This is a genomic window from Rhodospirillales bacterium, assembly GCA_016712595.1.
GTDB lineage: Bacteria > Pseudomonadota > Alphaproteobacteria > Rhodospirillales > Defluviicoccaceae > Defluviicoccus.
In genome coordinates this window covers 2,247,273-2,266,329 of record JADJQT010000001.1, presented here as the reverse complement: position 1 = coordinate 2,266,329, position 19,057 = coordinate 2,247,273, and the positions used below count along the sequence as shown (strand labels likewise).

19 protein-coding genes are annotated in these 19,057 nt (G+C 63.9%); 6 read left to right on the top strand and 13 right to left on the bottom strand.

Going from position 1 to position 19,057, the window contains the following annotated elements:
- Positions 1-45: 45 nt before the first annotated feature.
- A complete protein-coding gene (locus tag IPK66_10240; GenBank protein MBK8175615.1) occupies positions 46-633 on the bottom strand; it encodes a hemerythrin domain-containing protein in 588 nt (195 codons plus the stop codon).
- A 217-nt stretch (positions 634-850) separates the two neighbouring features.
- Between IPK66_10240 and IPK66_10235 the strand changes: the two genes are divergently transcribed.
- A complete protein-coding gene (locus tag IPK66_10235; GenBank protein MBK8175614.1) occupies positions 851-1,420 on the top strand; it encodes a tetratricopeptide repeat protein in 570 nt (189 codons plus the stop codon).
- A gap of 45 nt (positions 1,421-1,465) precedes the next feature.
- Here IPK66_10235 and IPK66_10230 read toward each other — a convergent pair whose 3' ends face one another.
- Entirely contained in the window at positions 1,466-1,939 is a 474-nt protein-coding gene (locus IPK66_10230) for a hypothetical protein (protein ID MBK8175613.1), read from the bottom strand.
- A gap of 261 nt (positions 1,940-2,200) precedes the next feature.
- On the opposite strand from IPK66_10230, the gene IPK66_10225 reads away from it, so the two are divergent.
- The 5 genes from IPK66_10225 (at position 2,201) to IPK66_10205 (ending at position 7,679) form a co-directional block, all read left to right on the top strand.
- Entirely contained in the window at positions 2,201-2,839 is a 639-nt protein-coding gene (locus IPK66_10225) for a ParA family protein (protein ID MBK8175612.1), read from the top strand.
- A 170-nt stretch (positions 2,840-3,009) separates the two neighbouring features.
- The gene (locus tag IPK66_10220) at positions 3,010-3,948 is read left to right on the top strand and encodes a TAXI family TRAP transporter solute-binding subunit (protein ID MBK8175611.1); all 939 of its coding nucleotides are present in this window, start codon (positions 3,010-3,012) and stop codon (positions 3,946-3,948) included.
- A gap of 80 nt (positions 3,949-4,028) precedes the next feature.
- Positions 4,029-6,056: a TRAP transporter permease gene (locus IPK66_10215; GenBank protein MBK8175610.1), complete on the top strand. Its 2,028-nt coding sequence runs from the start codon at positions 4,029-4,031 to the stop codon at positions 6,054-6,056.
- A 13-nt stretch (positions 6,057-6,069) separates the two neighbouring features.
- Entirely contained in the window at positions 6,070-6,501 is a 432-nt protein-coding gene (locus IPK66_10210; protein ID MBK8175609.1) for a DUF1850 domain-containing protein, read from the top strand.
- Positions 6,498-7,679 carry an acyl-CoA dehydrogenase gene (locus IPK66_10205; protein MBK8175608.1) on the top strand — a complete coding sequence of 394 codons (1,182 nt, stop codon included), beginning with the start codon at positions 6,498-6,500 and terminating at the stop codon, positions 7,677-7,679. The genes IPK66_10210 and IPK66_10205 overlap by 4 nt, the downstream gene beginning before the upstream one ends.
- A gap of 180 nt (positions 7,680-7,859) precedes the next feature.
- Here the strand turns inward: IPK66_10205 and IPK66_10200 are convergent, their stop codons facing one another.
- The 11 genes from IPK66_10200 to IPK66_10150 form a co-directional block, all read right to left on the bottom strand.
- Complete coding sequence (locus IPK66_10200; protein MBK8175607.1) at positions 7,860-8,474, bottom strand: hypothetical protein; 615 nt, start codon at positions 8,472-8,474, stop codon at positions 7,860-7,862.
- A gap of 23 nt (positions 8,475-8,497) precedes the next feature.
- Positions 8,498-9,361 carry an NAD(P)-dependent oxidoreductase gene (locus IPK66_10195; GenBank protein MBK8175606.1) on the bottom strand — a complete coding sequence of 288 codons (864 nt, stop codon included), beginning with the start codon at positions 9,359-9,361 and terminating at the stop codon, positions 8,498-8,500.
- Between the two features lie 29 nt (positions 9,362-9,390).
- Positions 9,391-10,227 carry an inositol monophosphatase gene (locus IPK66_10190; GenBank protein ID MBK8175605.1) on the bottom strand — a complete coding sequence of 279 codons (837 nt, stop codon included), beginning with the start codon at positions 10,225-10,227 and terminating at the stop codon, positions 9,391-9,393.
- 64 nt (positions 10,228-10,291) lie between these two features.
- Complete coding sequence (locus IPK66_10185) at positions 10,292-10,561, bottom strand: hypothetical protein (protein ID MBK8175604.1); 270 nt, start codon at positions 10,559-10,561, stop codon at positions 10,292-10,294.
- 30 nt (positions 10,562-10,591) lie between these two features.
- Positions 10,592-11,938, bottom strand: coding sequence for a GTPase HflX (gene hflX / locus IPK66_10180; GenBank protein ID MBK8175603.1), 1,347 nt, complete (start codon positions 11,936-11,938; stop codon positions 10,592-10,594).
- A gap of 21 nt (positions 11,939-11,959) precedes the next feature.
- Entirely contained in the window at positions 11,960-12,211 is a 252-nt protein-coding gene (gene hfq / locus IPK66_10175; GenBank protein MBK8175602.1) for an RNA chaperone Hfq, read from the bottom strand.
- 139 nt (positions 12,212-12,350) lie between these two features.
- On the bottom strand, positions 12,351-13,037 hold the full coding sequence (locus tag IPK66_10170; protein ID MBK8175601.1) for an HAD family hydrolase: 687 nt from the start codon (positions 13,035-13,037) through the stop codon (positions 12,351-12,353).
- Entirely contained in the window at positions 13,034-13,903 is an 870-nt protein-coding gene (locus tag IPK66_10165) for a D-amino-acid transaminase (GenBank protein ID MBK8175600.1), read from the bottom strand. Before IPK66_10165 ends, IPK66_10170 begins: the two co-directional genes overlap by 4 nt.
- An 18-nt stretch (positions 13,904-13,921) precedes the next feature.
- A complete protein-coding gene (gene trkA, locus IPK66_10160) occupies positions 13,922-15,298 on the bottom strand; it encodes a Trk system potassium transporter TrkA (GenBank protein ID MBK8175599.1) in 1,377 nt (458 codons plus the stop codon).
- A gap of 47 nt (positions 15,299-15,345) precedes the next feature.
- Positions 15,346-16,752: a sigma-54-dependent Fis family transcriptional regulator gene (locus tag IPK66_10155; GenBank protein MBK8175598.1), complete on the bottom strand. Its 1,407-nt coding sequence runs from the start codon at positions 16,750-16,752 to the stop codon at positions 15,346-15,348.
- 4 nt (positions 16,753-16,756) lie between these two features.
- Positions 16,757-18,976, bottom strand: coding sequence for a PAS domain-containing sensor histidine kinase (locus IPK66_10150; GenBank protein MBK8175597.1), 2,220 nt, complete (start codon positions 18,974-18,976; stop codon positions 16,757-16,759).
- Between the last annotated feature and the right edge of the window lie 81 nt (positions 18,977-19,057).

Sequence of the window (19,057 nt, the reverse complement as noted above, 5' to 3'; positions counted from 1 at the left end):
GCAGGGATTCGAAAGAAATTGGTGTGGCCGGCAACGAGCGCGCGGTCAGTGCATCGCCCGAGCTTGCCTGATACCGCACGACGCGGCGCGCTCCGCCACATGCTGGCGGGCGAGGAGGCGATCGGTATCGCTATCGAGCAGAACATCCAGGCGCTGCACGACAACCATTTCCTCGCGGACGAGGTGGCTCAGCATTTCAGCGACGAGATAGCGAGAGACTTTGCGGAATGCCGCCCAGAGGTGCCGGTCAATGCCACGATTGAGCATTTCCTCGGTGATCGCCTGCAAACGGCAGGTGATCGGCTCGATCAGCGCGTGATCATCGACCAGGAGCCTCGCCAGGTCACGCTCGCCGTGATCATTGAGCAATGGGAACAGCATGTCTTCTTCAAAGGCATGGTGGAACATGACATCATCAAGCGATGATTTCAGGGATCTTAACGCCCCGTCCTCATCCTCTTCGTCAAAACCGTACTCGTATTCAGAGACGTCACCGGCGATTTTGATCTGCAGGTCGCAAACCCAGTTGATCATCTGGAAATGCTCCCTGTGAAGAAGCTCTCCCAGCTCGGTAAAACTCGACATTTGTACTTGTTCCTCGTCCCACGAGCGGTGCGTTTTGTTGGTATGCATCGCCGCTCCGGCTGGCGATCGAGAAGATAAACTTAAACGGCCTCTCGGGCTTATGAAACCTCGTCAACTCAGGGATGCGTGAAGGCGCATGGCGAACGCCGAAGGGTTTCGCGGACCTGCGCGCCCGCCGCTGGGTACCGCAATAGATATGTCGTTCACGCGAGCGTGATTGGCCGGCCGGCACCGAGGAGAACACCCTCGGTTGTGGAGGTGTGCGATGGACACTGCGCGAATGGGCACTGGGCAAATCGACACGCGGCAATATACGTTTTGTTCAATCTTCCGGGGAGCGGCCTTCCGGGGAGCGGCAGTCCTGGCGCTGGCTGCTGTCGCCGCCGCGAGCCCGTCCGGTGGCGCGAGCGCTGCGGGATCGGACGAGACTCAGCGATCGGCGCCGGCACGGCCCGCCAATCCGGACTATGCGGCGGGAAAGGCGGCGATCGATGCCGGCGACTACACAAAGGCGATCACCCTGATGAGCAAGGTCGCCGCCGCCGAGCCGCAGAACGCCGATGCGATGAACTATCTCGGCTACAGCTATCGCCAGCTCGGCGACTATCCGGCGTCGCTCGCCTGGTACCAAAAGGCGCTGGCGGTGAACCCCGATCACCGCGGCGCCAACGAGTACCTCGGCGAGCTCTACCTGCAGATGGGCGATGTCGCCAAGGCCGACGCGCAGTTGGCCAAACTCGACGATCTGTGCCTGTTCGGCTGCGAGGAATACGACGATCTGAAAGCCGCGATCGCGACGTACAAGGCGGCGCACCCGGGGGCCACCAGCGGGTAAGCACCGGGCGCCGGCGTCTCACAACAGCGCGTCGACCGCGCTCATTTAGAACAGCGCGTCGACCGCGCTCTGGTCGGAACTGCTGGCGTTGCCGTGAATGATCGCGCCGCCGTCGTCAACCATGCCCTGCAGTTCCAGCGAATGCAGCTCGGAGATCTCGCGGAACTTGTCCATCCGCTCTACTTCGAGCATGTAGCGCAGGCGCACGCGCGTCTCGACGATCAGCATGCTCATCTGCACCGCCAGCTTGTCCAGCCGCTCGCGCAGCCGCCGCGGCGCCAACTGGTAGGCTTCGATCGCCAGCGGCGCGAAGGCGAGGCCGCTTTTGTCGAAGTGCTCGCAGTAGGTGGCGAACTCCCAGGCATCGACGTCCTCGAGCATTTCCGGCATGTCGGGAAGCATGCCGAGCAGCATGATCACTTCATTGAAATGATTGAAGTAATCCGTCGACAGCAACGACCCGAGGTCGATGGTCGTGCCGACGAGGCGCTCGCGGATGGCGTCGATCTGGGTATCCATGCCAATTCTTCTGCCAGGCGGCCAATGATGCGATCCCGCCGGTGAACGCAAGTAACCCCCGCGCACGACCGACCGACCGACCGAAAACGATCATCGCACGAAAGTGTAAACAATCTTCTCATCGGGCGACGTCGCGGCACATGTGCCCCGCCCGTTCGAGCTCCACTCCCGCGACATTTGTTAGCCGCTACTGACTGCGCGATCAGAAGGCTTTCCATCGCCGAAGTGACCCCTTAGGGTTGAGGTAGGAAGGAGCAGGACATGCTCGCAAAGGTGCTCACCATCGCCCAGCAGAAAGGCGGTGCCGGGAAGACGACGCTCACCGCCCAGATTGCCGTCGCCTTTGCCGCGGCCGGCCGGCGTGTCGCGCTGATCGACGTCGATCCCCAGGCCAGTCTCTCTCGCTGGTACAAGGTGCGCACCGAGCGTCCCAGCGACGGTCTGCCGCCGCTGACCCTGAGCGAAGTTCCCGGCTGGAAGCTCGCGACCGAAATCGACCGGCTCAAGCACTCCTCCGACCTGCTGCTCATCGACAGCCCACCGCATGCCGAGACCGAAGCCAAGGTCGCCGTTCGCTGCGCCGCCCTCGTTCTCGTTCCAGTGCAGCCGAGCCCGATGGATCTATGGGCGACCGCTCCCACGGTGGCGCTGGCGAAGGCGGCGAGCGTGCCGATCCTCGTCGTGCTCAACCGCGTGCAGGCGCGCAGCAAGCTGGTTGAGACGGCCCGCAAGCGCCTTGCCGAAGACGGCCTGCCGGTGGCGCGTACCGCGCTCGGCAACCGTATGCCGTTCGCGGCCAGCATGCTGGAAGGCCGCAGCGTCGTCGAGGCCTCGCCGAAAAGCGTTGCCGCAAGTGAGATCCGCAGCTTGGCCGAGGAGATCGAGGGGTTGCTGGCATAGACCGAACGGCGCGGCCCGTCCGGCTAAATCGTCTCCCTCTCCCCATTGCTTTCGCCGCGATCGCGGTGCGTTGCTGTTCTCGTTTCCGGGGAACTGTGGCAGACTGCACGCTATGGTAGGCTTAAATCACCGCGAATACCTACGGCGGCGACGGATCAAGGAACTTGCGGATGAAACGAATTTTGGCGGCTGCCCTCGTGCTTGCCGCGTCGATCTCCAGTGCTTCCGCCGAACAGTTCATCAATGTGCTCACCGGTGGGACCAGCGGCGTCTACTATCCACTCGGCAACGCGCTAACGGCGATCTACACCGAGGCCATCCCCGATGCGCGGATCACCGTGCAGGCGACGAAGGCCTCGGTCGAAAACCTCAACCTGCTTCAGGCCGGCCGCGGCGAGGTGGCCTTCGCACTCGGCGATTCCGTGGCGCTCGCCTGGAAGGGCGACGCCGACATGGGGTTCGCCAGTAAGCTCGATAATCTGCGCACCCTGGCTGCGATCTATCCGAACTACATCCAGATTGTCGCCAGCAAGGACTCCGGCATTCGCACCCTCGCCGACCTCAAGGGCAAGCGCATTTCCGTCGGCGCGCCGAAATCGGGCACGGAACTGAACGCCCGGCAAATCTTTGCCGCCGCGGGCATCACTTACGAGCAGATGACCGTGCAGTACCTGCCGTTCGGCGAGTCCGTCGAATTGATGAAAAACCGCCAACTCGATGCGACCTTGCAGTCGGCCGGCCTCGGCGTTGCCTCCATTCGCGACCTTGCCAGCGCCGTGCCGATCGTCATCGTGCCGGTTCCGAAGGACCTCATCGCCAAGATCGGTGATCCGAGCTTCGTTGCGCGGCCGATTCCCGCTGGCACCTACGAGGGCCAGGACGCGGCGGTCGATACGGTTTCGGTCAACAACTACCTGATGACCCGCAAGGACCTGCCGGACGACCTGGTTTACACGATGACCAAGGCGATGTTCGAAAACCTGCCGGAGCTGATCGCCGCGCACTCCGCCGCCAAGTCGATCTCGCTCGAAGACGCGGCCAGCGCCGTCCCGGCACCGCTGCATCCCGGTGCCGCCCGGTACTATAAGGAAAAAGGCGTCCTGCATTAGCTCCCGGGACGGGCTCAGTGGATAACGGCGAGCCGCCCGCACAGTTAGATGGCTTGCCGGACCCGGCGGCGGCAGCCAGTCTGCCCGACCCCGCAGCGGGACTGTTCGCCCCGCCCCGGCCGCTGTTCTGCATCGCCGTGCTGTTCTGTGCCTTCCAAATCGTTACCGCAGCCTATTCGCCGCTGCCAAGCCAGATTGTTCGTGCTGTCCACGTCGGCTTTCTCGTGCTGCTCGTCTTCGGCATGGCAGCGGAACGGACGGACACTCACGGGGTTCTGCCACGCGCTGCGCTGTGGACGGCGGGCGCGGTTGCGTTTGTTCTCGCTCTTTATCACTGGGTCTTCCAGCAGGCGCTGATCCTGCGCTCGGGCGCGCCCACGGAAATCGATATCGCCATCGGCTGCGCCACCCTGGCGCTGCTGTTCGATGCCGCCCGCCGCGTCATGGGCTGGCCGCTGCCACTGATCTGCCTGAGCTTTTTCGTCTACGCGCTGTTCGGCGAGCATTTGCCGGCGCCGCTCGCCCATCGCGGCTATGGCTTTGATCAGGTCATCGATCAATACGCGTTCGGGACCGAGGGTATTTATGGAATTCCAACTTACGTATCCTCGACTTACATCTTTTTATTCATCCTGTTTGGAAGCTTTTTGGAACAAGCTGGAATGGTTCGCCTGTTTACCGACGTGGCGCTCGGCACCGTCGGTCACACCAAGGGCGGCCCGGCCAAGGTCTCGGTCGTTACCTCGGCGCTGATGGGCACGATCAACGGATCGGGGGTAGCCAATGTCGTTACCACCGGCCAGTTCACCATCCCGCTGATGAAGCGCTTCGGCTACCGGGCGGAGTTCGCAGGCGCGGTCGAAGCGACGTCGAGCATGGGTGGCCAGATCATGCCGCCGGTGATGGGCGCGGTGGCCTTCATCATGGCGGAGACGCTGAACATTTCCTACGCGCAGGTGTGCATCGCCGCGATCGTGCCGGCGCTGCTCTACTTTGTCACCGCGCTGTGGATGGTTCATCTCGAGGCAGGCCGGCGCAACCTCGTCGGCCTGGAAAAAGCAGCATGCCCCAAGCCGCTCGCGGCGCTGCGTCGCCAGGGCCACCTGATCATTCCCCTCGTCGTCCTCGTCTTGCTCCTGTTCAGCGGTTATACACCGCTGTTTTCTGGCACCGTCGGCTTGGCGCTGACCGTGGTGTTGATCCTTGCCACCAATCTCTCGGCATCGCTGACGAGATTGCTCGTTCGGATCGGATTTTGGATCGCTTTAGCAGGGCTTTGCACGACTTTCTTCAAATTCGGCATTACGCCGATGCTGGCGGTAATCGGGCTGCTGAGCATAGCCAGCCTGTTCGCCGCCGGTGGCCGCGCAACGCTGTGGGTCGCGGTTCGCGGCATGGTCGAGGGCGCCCGCAATGCCCTTGCCGTCGGCATTGCCTGCGCCCTGGTCGGCGTCATCATCGGCACGATGACGCTCACCGGCCTCGCCGGTGTTTTCACTCACGGGATCGTCGCACTCGGCCGCGACAACCTGTTTTTCTGCCTGCTGCTGACGATGCTGGTCTGCCTCGTTCTCGGCATGGGGATTCCCACGATTCCCAACTACATCATCGTCTCCTCTCTGGTCGCGCCGGTATTGTTGAAGCTCGGCGCGCCCTTGCTGGTTTCGCATATGTTCGTCTTCTACTTCGGTATCATGGCGGACCTGACGCCGCCCGTGGCGCTCGCGGTGTTTGCCGCTTCGGCGATCGCGCGCTCGTCACCCATGCGCACCGGCATCGAGGCGGTGCGTATTGCCATCGCCGGGTTTGTCGTGCCGTTCATGGCCGTCTACGATCCAGCCCTGCTGCTGCTCAGCGACGATGCAACCGATATCGGTTATGTGATCGTCAAGGCACTGCTGGCGATTACCCTGTGGGGAGCCGCGGCCATTGGCCACCTGATCCTTCGCCTGTTATGGTGGGAGCGCCTGCTGGCCGCCGCTGGTGCCTTCTTCCTCGTCGCCGCCGTGCCCATTACCGATGAGATCGGCTTTGCCGTCGCGGTATCGGTCATTATCCTGCACACCCTTCGCAGTCGTCGCCGCGCGGCCCTATCGCCGCCCTCCTGAGCGGGTTTCCCCCATGCCGGTCTGCCTTGCCATCGCCCAGACGCTGATCGCGTTCCTGCCTACCAACACGTTCACCCTCGCCTGGACGCATTCGGCCGAAAAGACATCATGGCGGGAAGATTGGGCAGTGGTCGCGGGTCAGCTCATGCCGACCCAGGCGGCGATCGAGGGCAGTGGCGCCGGCATGGACCCACCCCCCGGCGCCGAACTGGTCGACGGCGAATGGCGTTACACCCCGACAACGCCGCCGATGCCCCGACTCGTCCTCGCCAATTCCTCGTTCACGGACGATTATGAAATCTGTTGGAATAACGTCTGCCGGATGCTGGCGACGCTCAATCCCCGCGGCGTGAACGGCCCTTTGGAGATCTATCCGTGCGACGAAGGCGATCGCGCCGCGAGTGACGGTGACCTTCCCGCGATCCATGAGGAGAAGAGCCGATGACCGGCGATCAAGCCCTGCGGTTCTGTTGGGATGACGCGTTTCTCCTCGAAGATCAGCTTTCCGAGGAGGAACGGCTCGTCCGCGACAGTGCCCGTGCTTATGCACAGGACAAGCTGATGCCGCGGATCAAGGAGGCGCACCGCCACGAGACGTTCGATCCACAGATCATGCGCGAGATGGGCGAACTCGGCCTGCTCGGCCCGACAATTCCGCCGGCGTACGGTGGTGCCGGTCTCGGGTACGTCGCCTACGGTCTCGCCGCCCGCGAGGTCGAGCGCGTCGACAGTGGTTACCGCTCGGCGATGAGCGTGCAGTCCTCGCTGGTCATGTATCCGATCTGGGCCTACGGCAACGAGGAGCAGCGGCGGCGATGGCTCCCCGGGCTCGCGTGCGGCCAGCGAATCGGCTCCTTCGGCCTGACCGAACCCGACGCCGGCTCCGATCCCGGCGGTATGCGCTCCCGCGCCGTTCCCGCGAACGCCGGCTTCGTGATTTCCGGCCGCAAGACCTGGATCACCAATTCACCGGTCGCCGACGTCTTCATCGTCTGGGCAAAGCTCGACGGCCGCATCCGTGGCTTTGTACTCGAACGCGGCATGGAGGGTCTGTCCACGCCCGCGATCGAGGGAAAATTCAGCCTGCGCGCCTCGGCGACCGGCGAGATCGTCATGGATGAGGTCTATGTTCCGCAGACTCATATCTTCGCCGACGTTGCGGGACTCGCGGGGCCGTTCGGCTGCCTGAACAAGGCGCGCTACGGCATCGCCTGGGGAGCACTGGGCGCCGCCGAGTTCTGCTGGCACGCCGCCCGTCAGTATGCGCTCGACCGGGTGCAGTTTGGCCGGCCGCTGGCCGCCACCCAGCTGGTTCAGAAAAAGCTCGCGGACATGCAAACGGAAATCGCTCTCGGCCTGCAGGCGGCGCTCCGCGCCGGGCGGCTGATGGACGAAGGCCGCTGCGCCCCTGAGCTGATCTCGCTGATCAAGCGCAACGCCTGCGGCAAGGCGCTCGACATCGCCCGCGCCGCTCGCGACATCCACGGCGGCAATGGCATCGTCGACGACTATCACGTCATCCGCCATGTAATGAATCTCGAGACGGTGAACACCTACGAAGGCACGCACGACATCCACGCCCTGATCCTGGGTCGCGCACAGACCGGCCTGTCAGCGTTTTGAATGCGGCGTTCCGAAATGTTACGTTCAGAGATCCGGCGCGCTCATTCGCTCGAACGTAGCCGCACAGGACCGGCATGCGCCGCCAGATCGCAAGGGACCTCCTCATAGATCCAGATTCCCTTGTGCATCATCCGCAGCGGCGGAGGCGCGGGTTTGGCGATCAACTCGCCGGTCTTGGGATCACGCAGGCGCATTTGCCGGCGCAACTGTGTAACCGTTTCGTCCGTTGTCGGCATGACACCCTCCCGGCTCCATCGTCTGAGTGAAAAAAATCACCGCGAGAATCGCGAATGCGAGCGCAACTGCGGCGATGAGAGCGGTCAGCGCCCGGCTGCGCGCGCGCAGACGCGGCACGTTCCGCGCATGATTCCACTCGGCCGCTTCGGCGAGCTGACGGGTGAACGCCTCGCGCAGATCACCGACAATGGCGTCCTCGATCGCCGCGGGCGCCGCATCCGCTACAGTATAGTACGCCCGCAACCGGCCGGCATAGTCGAGCAGATCCTGTTCCGACATCGGGTAGATGAGGTGCCGCGACGAAACCGATTTGAACAGGTTCCAGAATACCGCCACGACGCTGAACGCGAGCGCGGCCAGAAGCGCATAGGTGAGGATGACAAACGGATGCCAACTCGGATCGCAGATCGCCGGCCGGGCAAGGCTGATCACCGTCGCGATGATGCCGAGCGAGGTGGCGAAAAACGGCAGGGTCCGCACGATATTCTCTTCCTGCTCGCTCTCGCGGCGAAACCCGTCCATCACCCGCGTCTCGACGTATTCGTCGGCCTCGCTCATCGCCGCCTGGCCAGTACCGGTCGTCAGCGCAGCAGGCGGATCAGCGCGGTATAGTCGGCGCGGTTGCCACCGCGGCGTTGGACCTCGGCCAGGAATTGGTCGACCAGGGCGGTGACCGGCAAGCCAGCACCGTTTGCCTTGGCTTCGTCGATGGCGATACCGAGGTCCTTGCGCATCCAGTCGACGGCGAAGCCGAAGTCGAAACGGTCTTCGAGCATCGTTCGTGACCGGTTGTCCATCATCCACGACTGTGCAGCGCCCTTGGAGATCGTCGCCAGCACCTTGTCCGCGTCGAGGCCGGCGCGAGCGGCGAAGTTCAGCGCTTCGGCCAGCGCCTGCGTCAGTCCGGCGAGGCAGATCTGATTGACCATCTTGGTGAGCTGACCCGAACCGGTGGGGCCGATCAGGGTGATCGCCTTCGCGTAGGCCTTCATTAGCGGCTCGGCGCGCTCGAAGACGTCGGCATCGCCGCCGACCATGACCGCGAGCTGGCCGTTCTCCGCTCCCACCTGCCCGCCCGAGACCGGCGCATCGAGAAAGCCGACCCCCTGCTCTCGCGCAAGCGAGGCGAGGATGCGGGCCACCTGCGCCGAGGCCGTCGTATGATCGACAAGAATAGCGCCTTCGGCCATGCCAGCGATCGCGCCGTGCTCGCCGAGGACGACACCGCGCAGGTCGTTATCGTTGCCGACGCAGGTGAAGACCAGCTCGGCGCCCCGCGCCGCTTCGGCCGGCGTCGCGGCCGCGTGGCCACCGAACGTCTTGACCCACGCTTTGGCCTTCGCTTCGGTGCGATTGTAGACGCGAACCGAATGACCGGCCCGCACAAGATGCCCGGCCATCGGATACCCCATCACCCCAAGACCGATGAACGCCGCATTCGCCATTACTTAACTCCCTATCATCCGCGCCTGCGTCACCCAAGCAACCGGTCGAGCCGATCCCAGCTTCCCGCATCCGGCGCCAGCAGCAGCGCGTCTTCGCCGACCACCGGCAGCGGCCGATAGGGCGAGGCGTTGCGACGCAGTGCGCCGAAACCGCCCGCCTCGCGGTGAATAAGCACGCCGGCGGCATGATCCCACGGCTTCAGTCGGGCGTACTTGGCAAAATGGAGGCGACCGCTGGCAAGATCCATGTATTCACGCCCGACGCACCCGTATCGCTCGAAACGGGGGCAGCTTGGCTCGCCATCAGCGACCAGCGCCGCGCTCAGGTGCCGGATGGCGCGCGGCGGCGCCGATCCGCGCATCTCGCCGATCGCCGCGGGCGGCGGTGGGGTGCGAAGCCGGGTCCGGCCGTCCGCGCCTTCGCTCCATGCCCCCTCCCCGGCCACGGACCACTGTGCAACGTCGGCGATCGGATCGTAGATCCAGCCTGCCTGGGTCTCGCCACGGGCACAGTAGGCGACGATCACGGCAAAGCAGGCCTTACCGCTGGCGAAGTTGTTTGTCCCGTCGACCGGATCTAGGAGCCAGACCGGTCGATCACCGGCGAGTGCCGAAAGCAACGCCGGGTTACCTTCGACCGCTTCCTCGCCGACGAAGGCGCACCCGGGGGTGAGCGCGTCCAGGCGCTCGACGAGCCGTCGCTCGGCGGCAACGTCAGCAATGGTCACAAGGTCATTGGGACTGCTTTTCGAGGTTATGTCGCCCGGCGCGAGGTTGCGAAAGCGCGGCATGATTTCGCACGCAGCAACGTTACGGATGATCGCGAGTACTGCGGACGGGTCAGGAAACTGAGAAGTAGAGGTCATCGTCGTTCAAACACACCGGCAGCGGGTTGCGAAGCGACCGATGGCCGGCCACGGAGTTCCATGTTCATGCCGAATGCAGATCCCGATCGCGATGGTAACCTTGGATGAAGTCATCGAGCATCTGCGCCGCATCGGCGTTATATTCGGCGCGCTGCATCAGTGCGCGGGTTACGAAGCAGGCGAAGGCGACCGCCTCGCCCTTGCCGCGCAGCGTGGCGGTACGCGCGAACTGCTCGAGCGCGTCGTGCGTCTGCCGGCGGGCCATGACGTTGAGCTGGGTCTTGACGAAGCGATACTTGCGCCGCCAGCGTGCCTGGGTCTGCGGACTGGTCATCGTCCCGACGTCTCTTCTTTCCAAGAATCCTCAGCGCGGCACCCGGACCACCCCCGCCAGGGCATCGTCCTCGCGCCGGGCGAAACGTGCGGCGTGGCTTTCCGAAAGACGGACCTTGACATGGATCGCCTCGTCTTCGTCCGCGCGCTCGATCACTTCACCGTGACGGTAAAGCCAGGCGAGGCCGGCGCCGTCCGCGGGTGTGAGCCAGACATCGATCACCTGAAGGGCGGTGGCAAGCCGCGCATCGATCACTGCGATCAATTTGTCGCAGCGCTCGCCGCTGGCGGCGGACAACGGAACGGACTGCCCGACTGCCCGCTCGGCCCGTCTGGACAGAGTCCGACGGTCGTCCTCGCCGAGAAGATCGATCTTGTTAAGCACCTCGATCACCCCCCCGGCATCGACCATCTGCCCCAGTCCGAGGCTGCGCAATACATCGTCAACGTCCTGCTTCTGCTGTTCGCTTTCCGGATGCGAGGCATCACGCACGTGCACGACGAGGTCGGCGGCGGTGACTTCTTCCAGGGTCGCGCGGAACGCCTCGACCAGTTCGTGCGGCAGTTCGGAGATGAAACCGACGGTATCGGAGAGGATCACCGACCGGCCGGAGGGTAGTTCCAGCGCGCGCATCGTCGGATCGAGGGTGGCAAACAGCAGATCCTTGGCCATGACGTCGGCACGGGTCAACCGATTGAACAAGGTGGATTTGCCGGCGTTGGTATAGCCGACCAGGGCGACAACCGGGTAGGGCACCCGCTTGCGCGCCTGCCGATGCAGCGCGCGCGTCCGCCGTACCTGCTCAAGCTGGCGCTTCAGCCGGGCGATCCGCTCACGGATCAGCCGACGATCGGTTTCGATCTGCGATTCACCGGGACCACCGATGAAACCGAAGCCGCCCCTTTGACGCTCAAGATGGGTCCAGCTTCGAACCAACCGGCTCTTCTGGTAGGTCAGGGCCGCGAGTTCGACCTGCATCTCGCCTTCCGCCGTGCGTGCGCGCTCGCCGAATATCTCAAGGATCAGGCCCGTGCGGTCGATAACCTTGACACTCCAGGCCTTTTCCAGATTACGCTGCTGCACCGGAGTCAGCGCTGCGTCGACGACGACGACGGAGATCGGGATATCCGTCTGCGCCTTGACCAGCTCGGCGTAGCGTTCCACCGTTCCCGCGCCGAACAAAGCGGACGGCCGCAGCGCCGATACGTTGGCTACGTCCGCCTGAACGACGTCGAGGGCAATCGCCCGGCATAGTCCCACCGCTTCAGCAAGACGGGCTTCATCGCTACGTGGACCGCTGGATGGAGTGCCCCGGAACGACGGGCGAATGACGAGGCAGCGCTTGGCCGCGGAGTGCGCGTTGGCCGGTTCAACCACGCGCGCCGTCCATCGTGAAACTCAACTGGCTGCCGCTTCCTTATCGGGATCAAACAACTGGATTTGCACGGACGGCATGACGGTCGAGATCGCGTGCTTGTAGACGAGCTGGGTGTGACCGTCGCGCCGTAACAACACCGAGAACTGATCAAACCACGTGATGATCCCCTGGAGCTTGACCCCGTTGACGAGGAAGATGGTCACGGGTGTTTTGTTCTTGCGGATATGGTTCAGAAATACATCCTGAACATTTTGTGATTTTTCCGAAGACATGGGTCGATTCCCTGTTTTTTTCAGATCCTTGGTGTTTGTTGGTGAGACCCCCGGCGTCACGGGCTGCGAAAGCCGATGATCTGGCTTGTCGGCTGGGCCAGCCGTGGACGTACTATGGCGTCCTACCCCCGATGGAAGATTACAGATTCTGGATCACCTTTAAAAGCATCATACAGTCGTCGACATGGACGGCGGGAGGATGCGGCTCAAATTCTCCCGGGTTTGGGGGTATCGCACGCACGAGGACCGGAACACACCCCGCGTTGACCGCGCACTCGAGATCGACGTCTGCGTCGCCCGCGAACCAAACTGATTCTCCCGGCTCATAACCGGAACCTTCGAGAGCGAGGTGGACCGGATCGACGGCGGGCTTATCCCGCGCGGCATCGAAGGCGCCGACGATCCGACCGAACAATCCCGTCCAGCCGAGGTGCTCAGCCTCCCTGCGGAGATAGTCACCCTTCTTGTTGCTGACAACTGCGAGGTATGTCCCCTGCTCATAAAGTTCGTGCAAGAGCGTCTCCGCGCCAGGTAGCGGCTTCAGGCTCTCCATGTGGTGCTGGGTGAAGCGGCGATAGAACACCTCTCCCGCCTCGCGCCAGCGGGCGCCGAACAGCGCAGGAAACGAATCGCGCATCGATCCGCGGACCCGCTGGCGTGTCTCTTCCAGAGTCCAGGGCGCGAGCCCGAACGCCTCGAGCGTATGGTTCTGCGCATCGAGGATGGCATGCCAGCTATCGATCAGCGTGTTGTCCCAATCGAACAGCATCGCCTCAGGGCGCCGCAGTGCCGGCGGTGGTCCGGGCGGCTGCACATCCGCGGTCATACATCGTCCTTTTGCGGAAATCCGGCGAACGCGGTGTAAAGGGAAAGCAGGCGCCGGGTCAGTGGGCCGGGCAGACCAGCGCCCACCGTCTGCCCATCGATCTGGACCACCGCCTTGACCCACGACGTGGTCGCGCTGATGAAGGCTTCCGCAGCCGCCTTCGCTTCATCGAGACTAAACGGTCGCTCAACGACGTGCAGGCCATGCTCACCGGCCAATGCCATCACCCGCCTCCGGGTAATCCCGTTCAGGATCGCCCGACCACTCTGCCGGGTGACAAGTTCGCCACCTGGCGTAACGATCCAGGCGTTGGAAGCGGTGGCTTCGGTGATCATTCCATTGTCATCGACGAACCACGCCTCGTATGCGTCGGCTTCCACGGCACGTTGTTTGGCAAGAATGTTTGGCAGCAATGAGACGGATTTGATATCGGGCCGGCGCCAGCGATCGTCGGCCACGGTGATGACGCGGACACCGCGTCGGGCGGCATCGTGTGAATACGGTGGCAGCGTCCGGGCGGTCATCACCACCGCCGGCCGCACCCCGGACGGAAACGCGTGATTGCGCGGCGCCACGCCGCGGGTGATCTGAAGATAAAGGCTGGCGAGGCCACCAAGGCGGTTGCGTCGGATGACCTCGCGCATCACCACGCGTAGCGCCGCGGGTTCCATCGGCCAGGCGATGCGCAATTCCGAAAGCGACCAGTTAAGCCGTTCGAAATGCAGTTCCTCGTCGATGAGATGACCGCCGACGACAGCGATTACCTCATAGACGCCATCGGCGAACTGGTATCCTCGATCCTCGACATGGACGCGCGCGTCGACATGCGCGACATAGCGGCCGTTGACGTACGCGATGCGACCCATGCCAGCCTCTGCCGTTGCTCAAAAGTACTCGAGACGAACTGAAAACAGCTTTTCCACTTTGCGAACCGCATCGCTCGTGGCGAACAGCACGACCCGGTCCTTGTGCTGAATGACGGTATTCCCCCGCGGGCTGATCACCTGCCCGCAGCGGACGATGGCGCCGATCATCACGCCGTTCGGCAGGTCGATATCGCGCAATGGCGCGCCGACGAGGCTCGACGTTTCGAGGGCTTCCGCCTCGATCAGTTCGCCGAAGCCTTCGCGCAGTGAATGAACGGCGTGAACGCGCCCGCGGCGGACGTGCTGCAGAATCGTCGAGGCAGTAATGTTCCGCGGGCTGACGACAACGTCGATGCCAAGCGAGGTGATCAGCGGCTCGTACGTCCCCTTGTTGAGCAGCGCGATCGTTCGTTGGGCACCGTAGCGCTTGGCCAGCAGCGATGCGAGAATGTTGGTCTCGTCGTCGTCGGTCACCGCCAGCACCGTGTCGGTTGCCGAAACGCCGGCCTCTTCGAGAATTTCCGGATCGAGAACGTCGCCGTGCAGAACGACCGTACCACTCAGCATGCTCGCCACTACCGCGGCACGCTCGGCATCGGCCTCGATGATCTTAACCCCGATGCCGGCCTGCTTTTCCTCGATGTCCTGGGCAAGGAGCAGGGCGATATTTCCGCCGCCGCAGATCAAAAGGCGGCGCGCCTCCGGCTCCTCGTGGCCGAAAGCGGCCATGGCGCGGCTGACATGGTCGGTCTCGACGACAAGATAGACGTTGTCGCCGGCGCGCAGTTCGTCCTCGCCGCTGACCCGCACCGGCTGCTCCTCGCGCAGCAGCCCAACGATGACGATGCTGAGGTCCGGAAACAACTGGGTCAATTGCTTGATCGGCGTATTAATCAGCGGGCAATGCGCTTCGCAGCGCACGCCCAGCAGGCGTACGCGATCGTCGGCAAGCGGGATCATCTCGAACGAGCCGGGAACCTTGAGCCGGCGGATGATCGATCGGGCGACCTCTACCTCCGGCGAGATGATGACGTCGATCGGCAGATGATCGCGGGAGAAGAGGTTCGACCATGCGGGATCAAGGTAGCTCTGCTCGCGGACGCGGGCGATCTTCATCGGCACGTCGAACAGCGAATGGGCAACCTGGCAAGCGACCATGTTGACTTCGTCGGTGTGCGTAACCGCGATGATCATGTCGGCGTCACTGATCCCGGCGCGGTCGAGAACGTCCGGCCGCGAGGCGTGACCAACGATCCCCTGCGCGTCGAGGCTGTCGTTGATGCGACGGATCAGCGCCGGCGCCGTATCGATGACGATGACGTCGTTGCCTTCCAGCGAGAGGTGGCGAGCGATGTTGAAACCGACCTCGCCGGCGCCACAGATGACAATCTTCATCCGCTATCCGTCGTCCACCCATGGTGTCTGGTGATCATTCGCGGCGGCTAGTCGCCGCCAAGACGCGGCTTGTCGTCCCCTTGTATGCCGAGCGACTTCAGCTTGCGGTGCAGCGCCGAGCGCTCCATGCCGACGAAAGCGGCAGTTCGTGAGATGTTACCGCCAAAGCGGCTGACCTGCGCAAGAAGATACTCACGTTCGAAGATTTCCCGCGCGCTTTTCAGTGGCAGCCCCATGATCTCGCTCGACCGTTCCGAGCGCCGCGATGCCGCAAACTTCGCGTCGAACTCTGCCGGAAGCATCTCGGCGCGGATCGGATCGTCCAGGCCGCCGGGCGCCATGATCAGCAGACGCTCGACGATGTTGCGCAACTCGCGCACGTTGCCCGGCCAGTCGTAGGTCTGTAGCGCGGCAACCGCATCTTCGCTGATCTCGCGCGGCCGCTGTCCGGAGTTCTCTGCGACGCGCGCCATGAAATGGCGTGCCAGCGCCGGGATGTCGTCTCTGCGTTCGCGCAGGGCGGGAACCCGGATCGGCACAACGCTGAGCCGGTAGTAGAGATCCTCGCGGAACCGTCCGAGCTTGATCTCCTCGGTCAGCTCGCGGGTGGTCGAGGCGATGACGCGCACGTTGACGTCGACGCGAATTTCGCCGCCAACGCGCTGGAACACCTGCTCCTGGAGTACGCGAACGATCTTGCCCTGGGTTTCCATCGGCATGTCGGCGACTTCGTCCAGCAGCAGCGTGCCGTTGTGCGTTGCCTCGAAGGTACCGACCTTGCGCTGAACGCCGCTGCCATCCACCGCGCCTTCAACGCCGAACAGCTCGACTTCCATGCGTTCGGGCGACATCGAAGCACAATTGAGCACGGCGAACGGCCCGCTTACCCGGCGCGAGCGCGCGTGCACCAAGCGGGCGACGACCTCCTTGCCCGAGCCCGCCGGGCCCGAGATCAGCACCCGGCTGTTGGTCGGCGCCACCCGGTCGATCGCCTGGCGGAGCTGATTGATCAGCGATGACTGGCCGACAAGTTCGAGGCCGCCGCCGGCGCGCATGCGCAGCTCCTCGTTCTCGCGCCGCAGCCGCGCCGCCTCGATCGCCCGGCGGACGACGAGCATCATGCGATCGGCCTTGAACGGCTTTTCGATGAAGTCATAGGCCCCGAGCTTGATCGCCTGGACGGCGGTTTCGATCGTGCCATGGCCGCTCATGATCACCACCGGCACGGACGGATGCTCGTGCTTGAGCACTTCGAGCATCTGCATGCCATCGAGTCGGCTGCCCTGCAGCCAGATATCGAGCAGCACGAGGCTCGGACGCCGGGTGGCAACGGCGCCAAACGCCCCATCGCTGTCCCCAGCCTCGCGGGTCTCGAAGCCCTCGTCCTCAAGAATACCGGAGACGAGAGAGCGGATGTCCGCCTCGTCGTCGACGATGAGAATGTCTTCGTTCAACTGGTTACCCATGCACCTGCAGCCCGGAAGAGACATCCGATCGGCGATCGTGCGTTGCTTCGCCGTTTTCGTTTCCAGCCTCCAACCTAGCGACTCGCTCCTCGACGAACACGAGGGAAACGCGTGCGCCTCCCCCCTCGCGATCGTCGAGAAAGAGGTCGCCATTGTGATCTTCCAAGATTTTCTTGACGATCGCGAGCCCCAAGCCCGTGCCCTTTGCTCGTGTAGTAACGTAAGGCTCGGTCAGCCGATCCCGATCTTGTTGCGGCAGGCCCCGGCCGTTGTCCTCGACATCGATCACCACCCGCGCGCGCTCGCCCTCGGGCAACTCGCGCCGCACCGTCACGCCGATCCAGCCGGGAGCATCGCCTGGAGCAATATCGCGGCCGCCGATCGCCTCCGCCGCGTTTTTCAACACGTTGACCAGCGCCTGCGAGATCTGCCGCGCATCGCACAGCAGGAGGATCGGCTCCTCAGGAACGCTCAGGTCCACGCGCACACCGCCCGCCCGGTTGCGCTCGAGAAACACCGCCTGGTTCACAACGTCGCTCACATTCTCCCACTTCAATTCCGGCCGCGGCATGCGCGCAAAGGCGGAAAACTCATCGACCATGCGGCCGATATCCTCGACCTGACGAACGATGGTCTCGGTGCACGCGATGAACGTCTCCCGGTCCGAGTGAATTTCCTTTGAATACTTCCGCTTCAGCCGTTCCGAGGCAAGCTGAATGGGCGTAAGCGGATTTTTGATCTCGTGCGCGATCCGCCGGGCGACGTCGGCCCAGGCCGCCTTGCGCTCAGCCATCACCAGAGCGGTGATGTCATCGAAGGTGACGACGTAGCCGACGACATCGCCGTCATGCCGCTCGGTGACGACGCGGGCGAACAGCGTTCGCACCCGCCCACCGCGAACGAGGCGGATTTCTGCTTCGCACGATCGCTCCGGCTGACCCACCGCGCAGTGGATAAGGTCGGCCATTTCCGGGACGAACTCGACGAGAGGCAGGCCCTTGCCGGCCTCAAGGTCCAAAGTCAGGAGTTCCGAGGCGGAGCGGTTCGGCAGGTTGATCGTTCCTTCGGCGTCAAGGCCGACGACGCCGGCCGAGACGCCGCTCAGCACCGCCTCGGTAAACCGCCGCCGCTCGTCGAGATCGCGGTTGGCATGCAGCAATCCCTGCTGCTGGCTCTGCAGCTGGCTGGTCATGCGGTTGAACGCGCGCCCCAGCATGCCGAACTCGCTGATCGTCGTCGTTGGCCGGACACGCACCGAAAGATCGCCGTCGCGAACACGCTCGGAGGCCGCGATCAGCCCGCTGATCGGCCGCGAGATGTGCGTCGCCAGGGTAAGCCCCATCCATACCGCGGCGAGAAGCAGGAGCAGGGCGACGATGATGAAGATCAGAACGAAAGTGATCAGGATGCCTTCGCGGCTTTGCTCGAGCCGGCGGTACTGGGTGACGGCGACCTCGGTCTGCTCGATCTGCGCGAGCACGTCAGCGTCGAGAAAGCGGCCGATCAGCAGGTAGGCGTCAATGAAGTTGTTGAGCTTGACGGCAGCGCGCACCCGGTCGTCCCGTTCGGTCGAGAGCACCACCACCTGCCCTTCCGTCGCCTGCTGAAGCGCTTCCCACGATCCGATATCGAGCTCCGAGGTCAGGCTGAGCGGCGCCCGGGCAATGATGCGGCCGCTCCCGTCGATTACCACCGCTTCCGCCAGCGAGCGCAGATCGGCCTGAGCACCGAGGACCTGATCGAACAGCGTCGGATCGCGCATCAGCACCGTCGCCTGTCGGTTCAGGATGCTTGCCAGGGCGAACGCCTCGGTGCGGATGCTCTGCCGGTGTTCGCCGAGGTACGCCTGGGCCACCGCGCTCGATGCTTCCACGGCGGTGCGGACCCGTTCGCTGAACCATGCCTGGATGCCGAAGTTAAGGAACAGCGCGGAGAAGACGGCAACGAGGATGGCGGGAGTGACGGCGACGAGGCTGAACAGGATGACGATGCGGACATGCAGTCCCGAGCCGGCGAGACCGCGGCGACGCTCGGCCCAAACGCGCACCAGCTGCCGGACGACGATCGCCCCCAGCAGCAAAAGCAAGATGGTATCGATGTAAAGAAGGATGACGACGGTATCGGGGTCCGGGCCGAAATCGGCGGCGCCAGTCCACGACACCACCGTGACCACGCCGGAACTTACCGCCGCGAGGACGACGACGATCGCCAGCTTGCGCTCTACGCCCCAGCGCCGGTCGATGATCCTCCAGAACACCATCAGCCGTCGCGGCAGCGATTTCCTCGGCCGCGT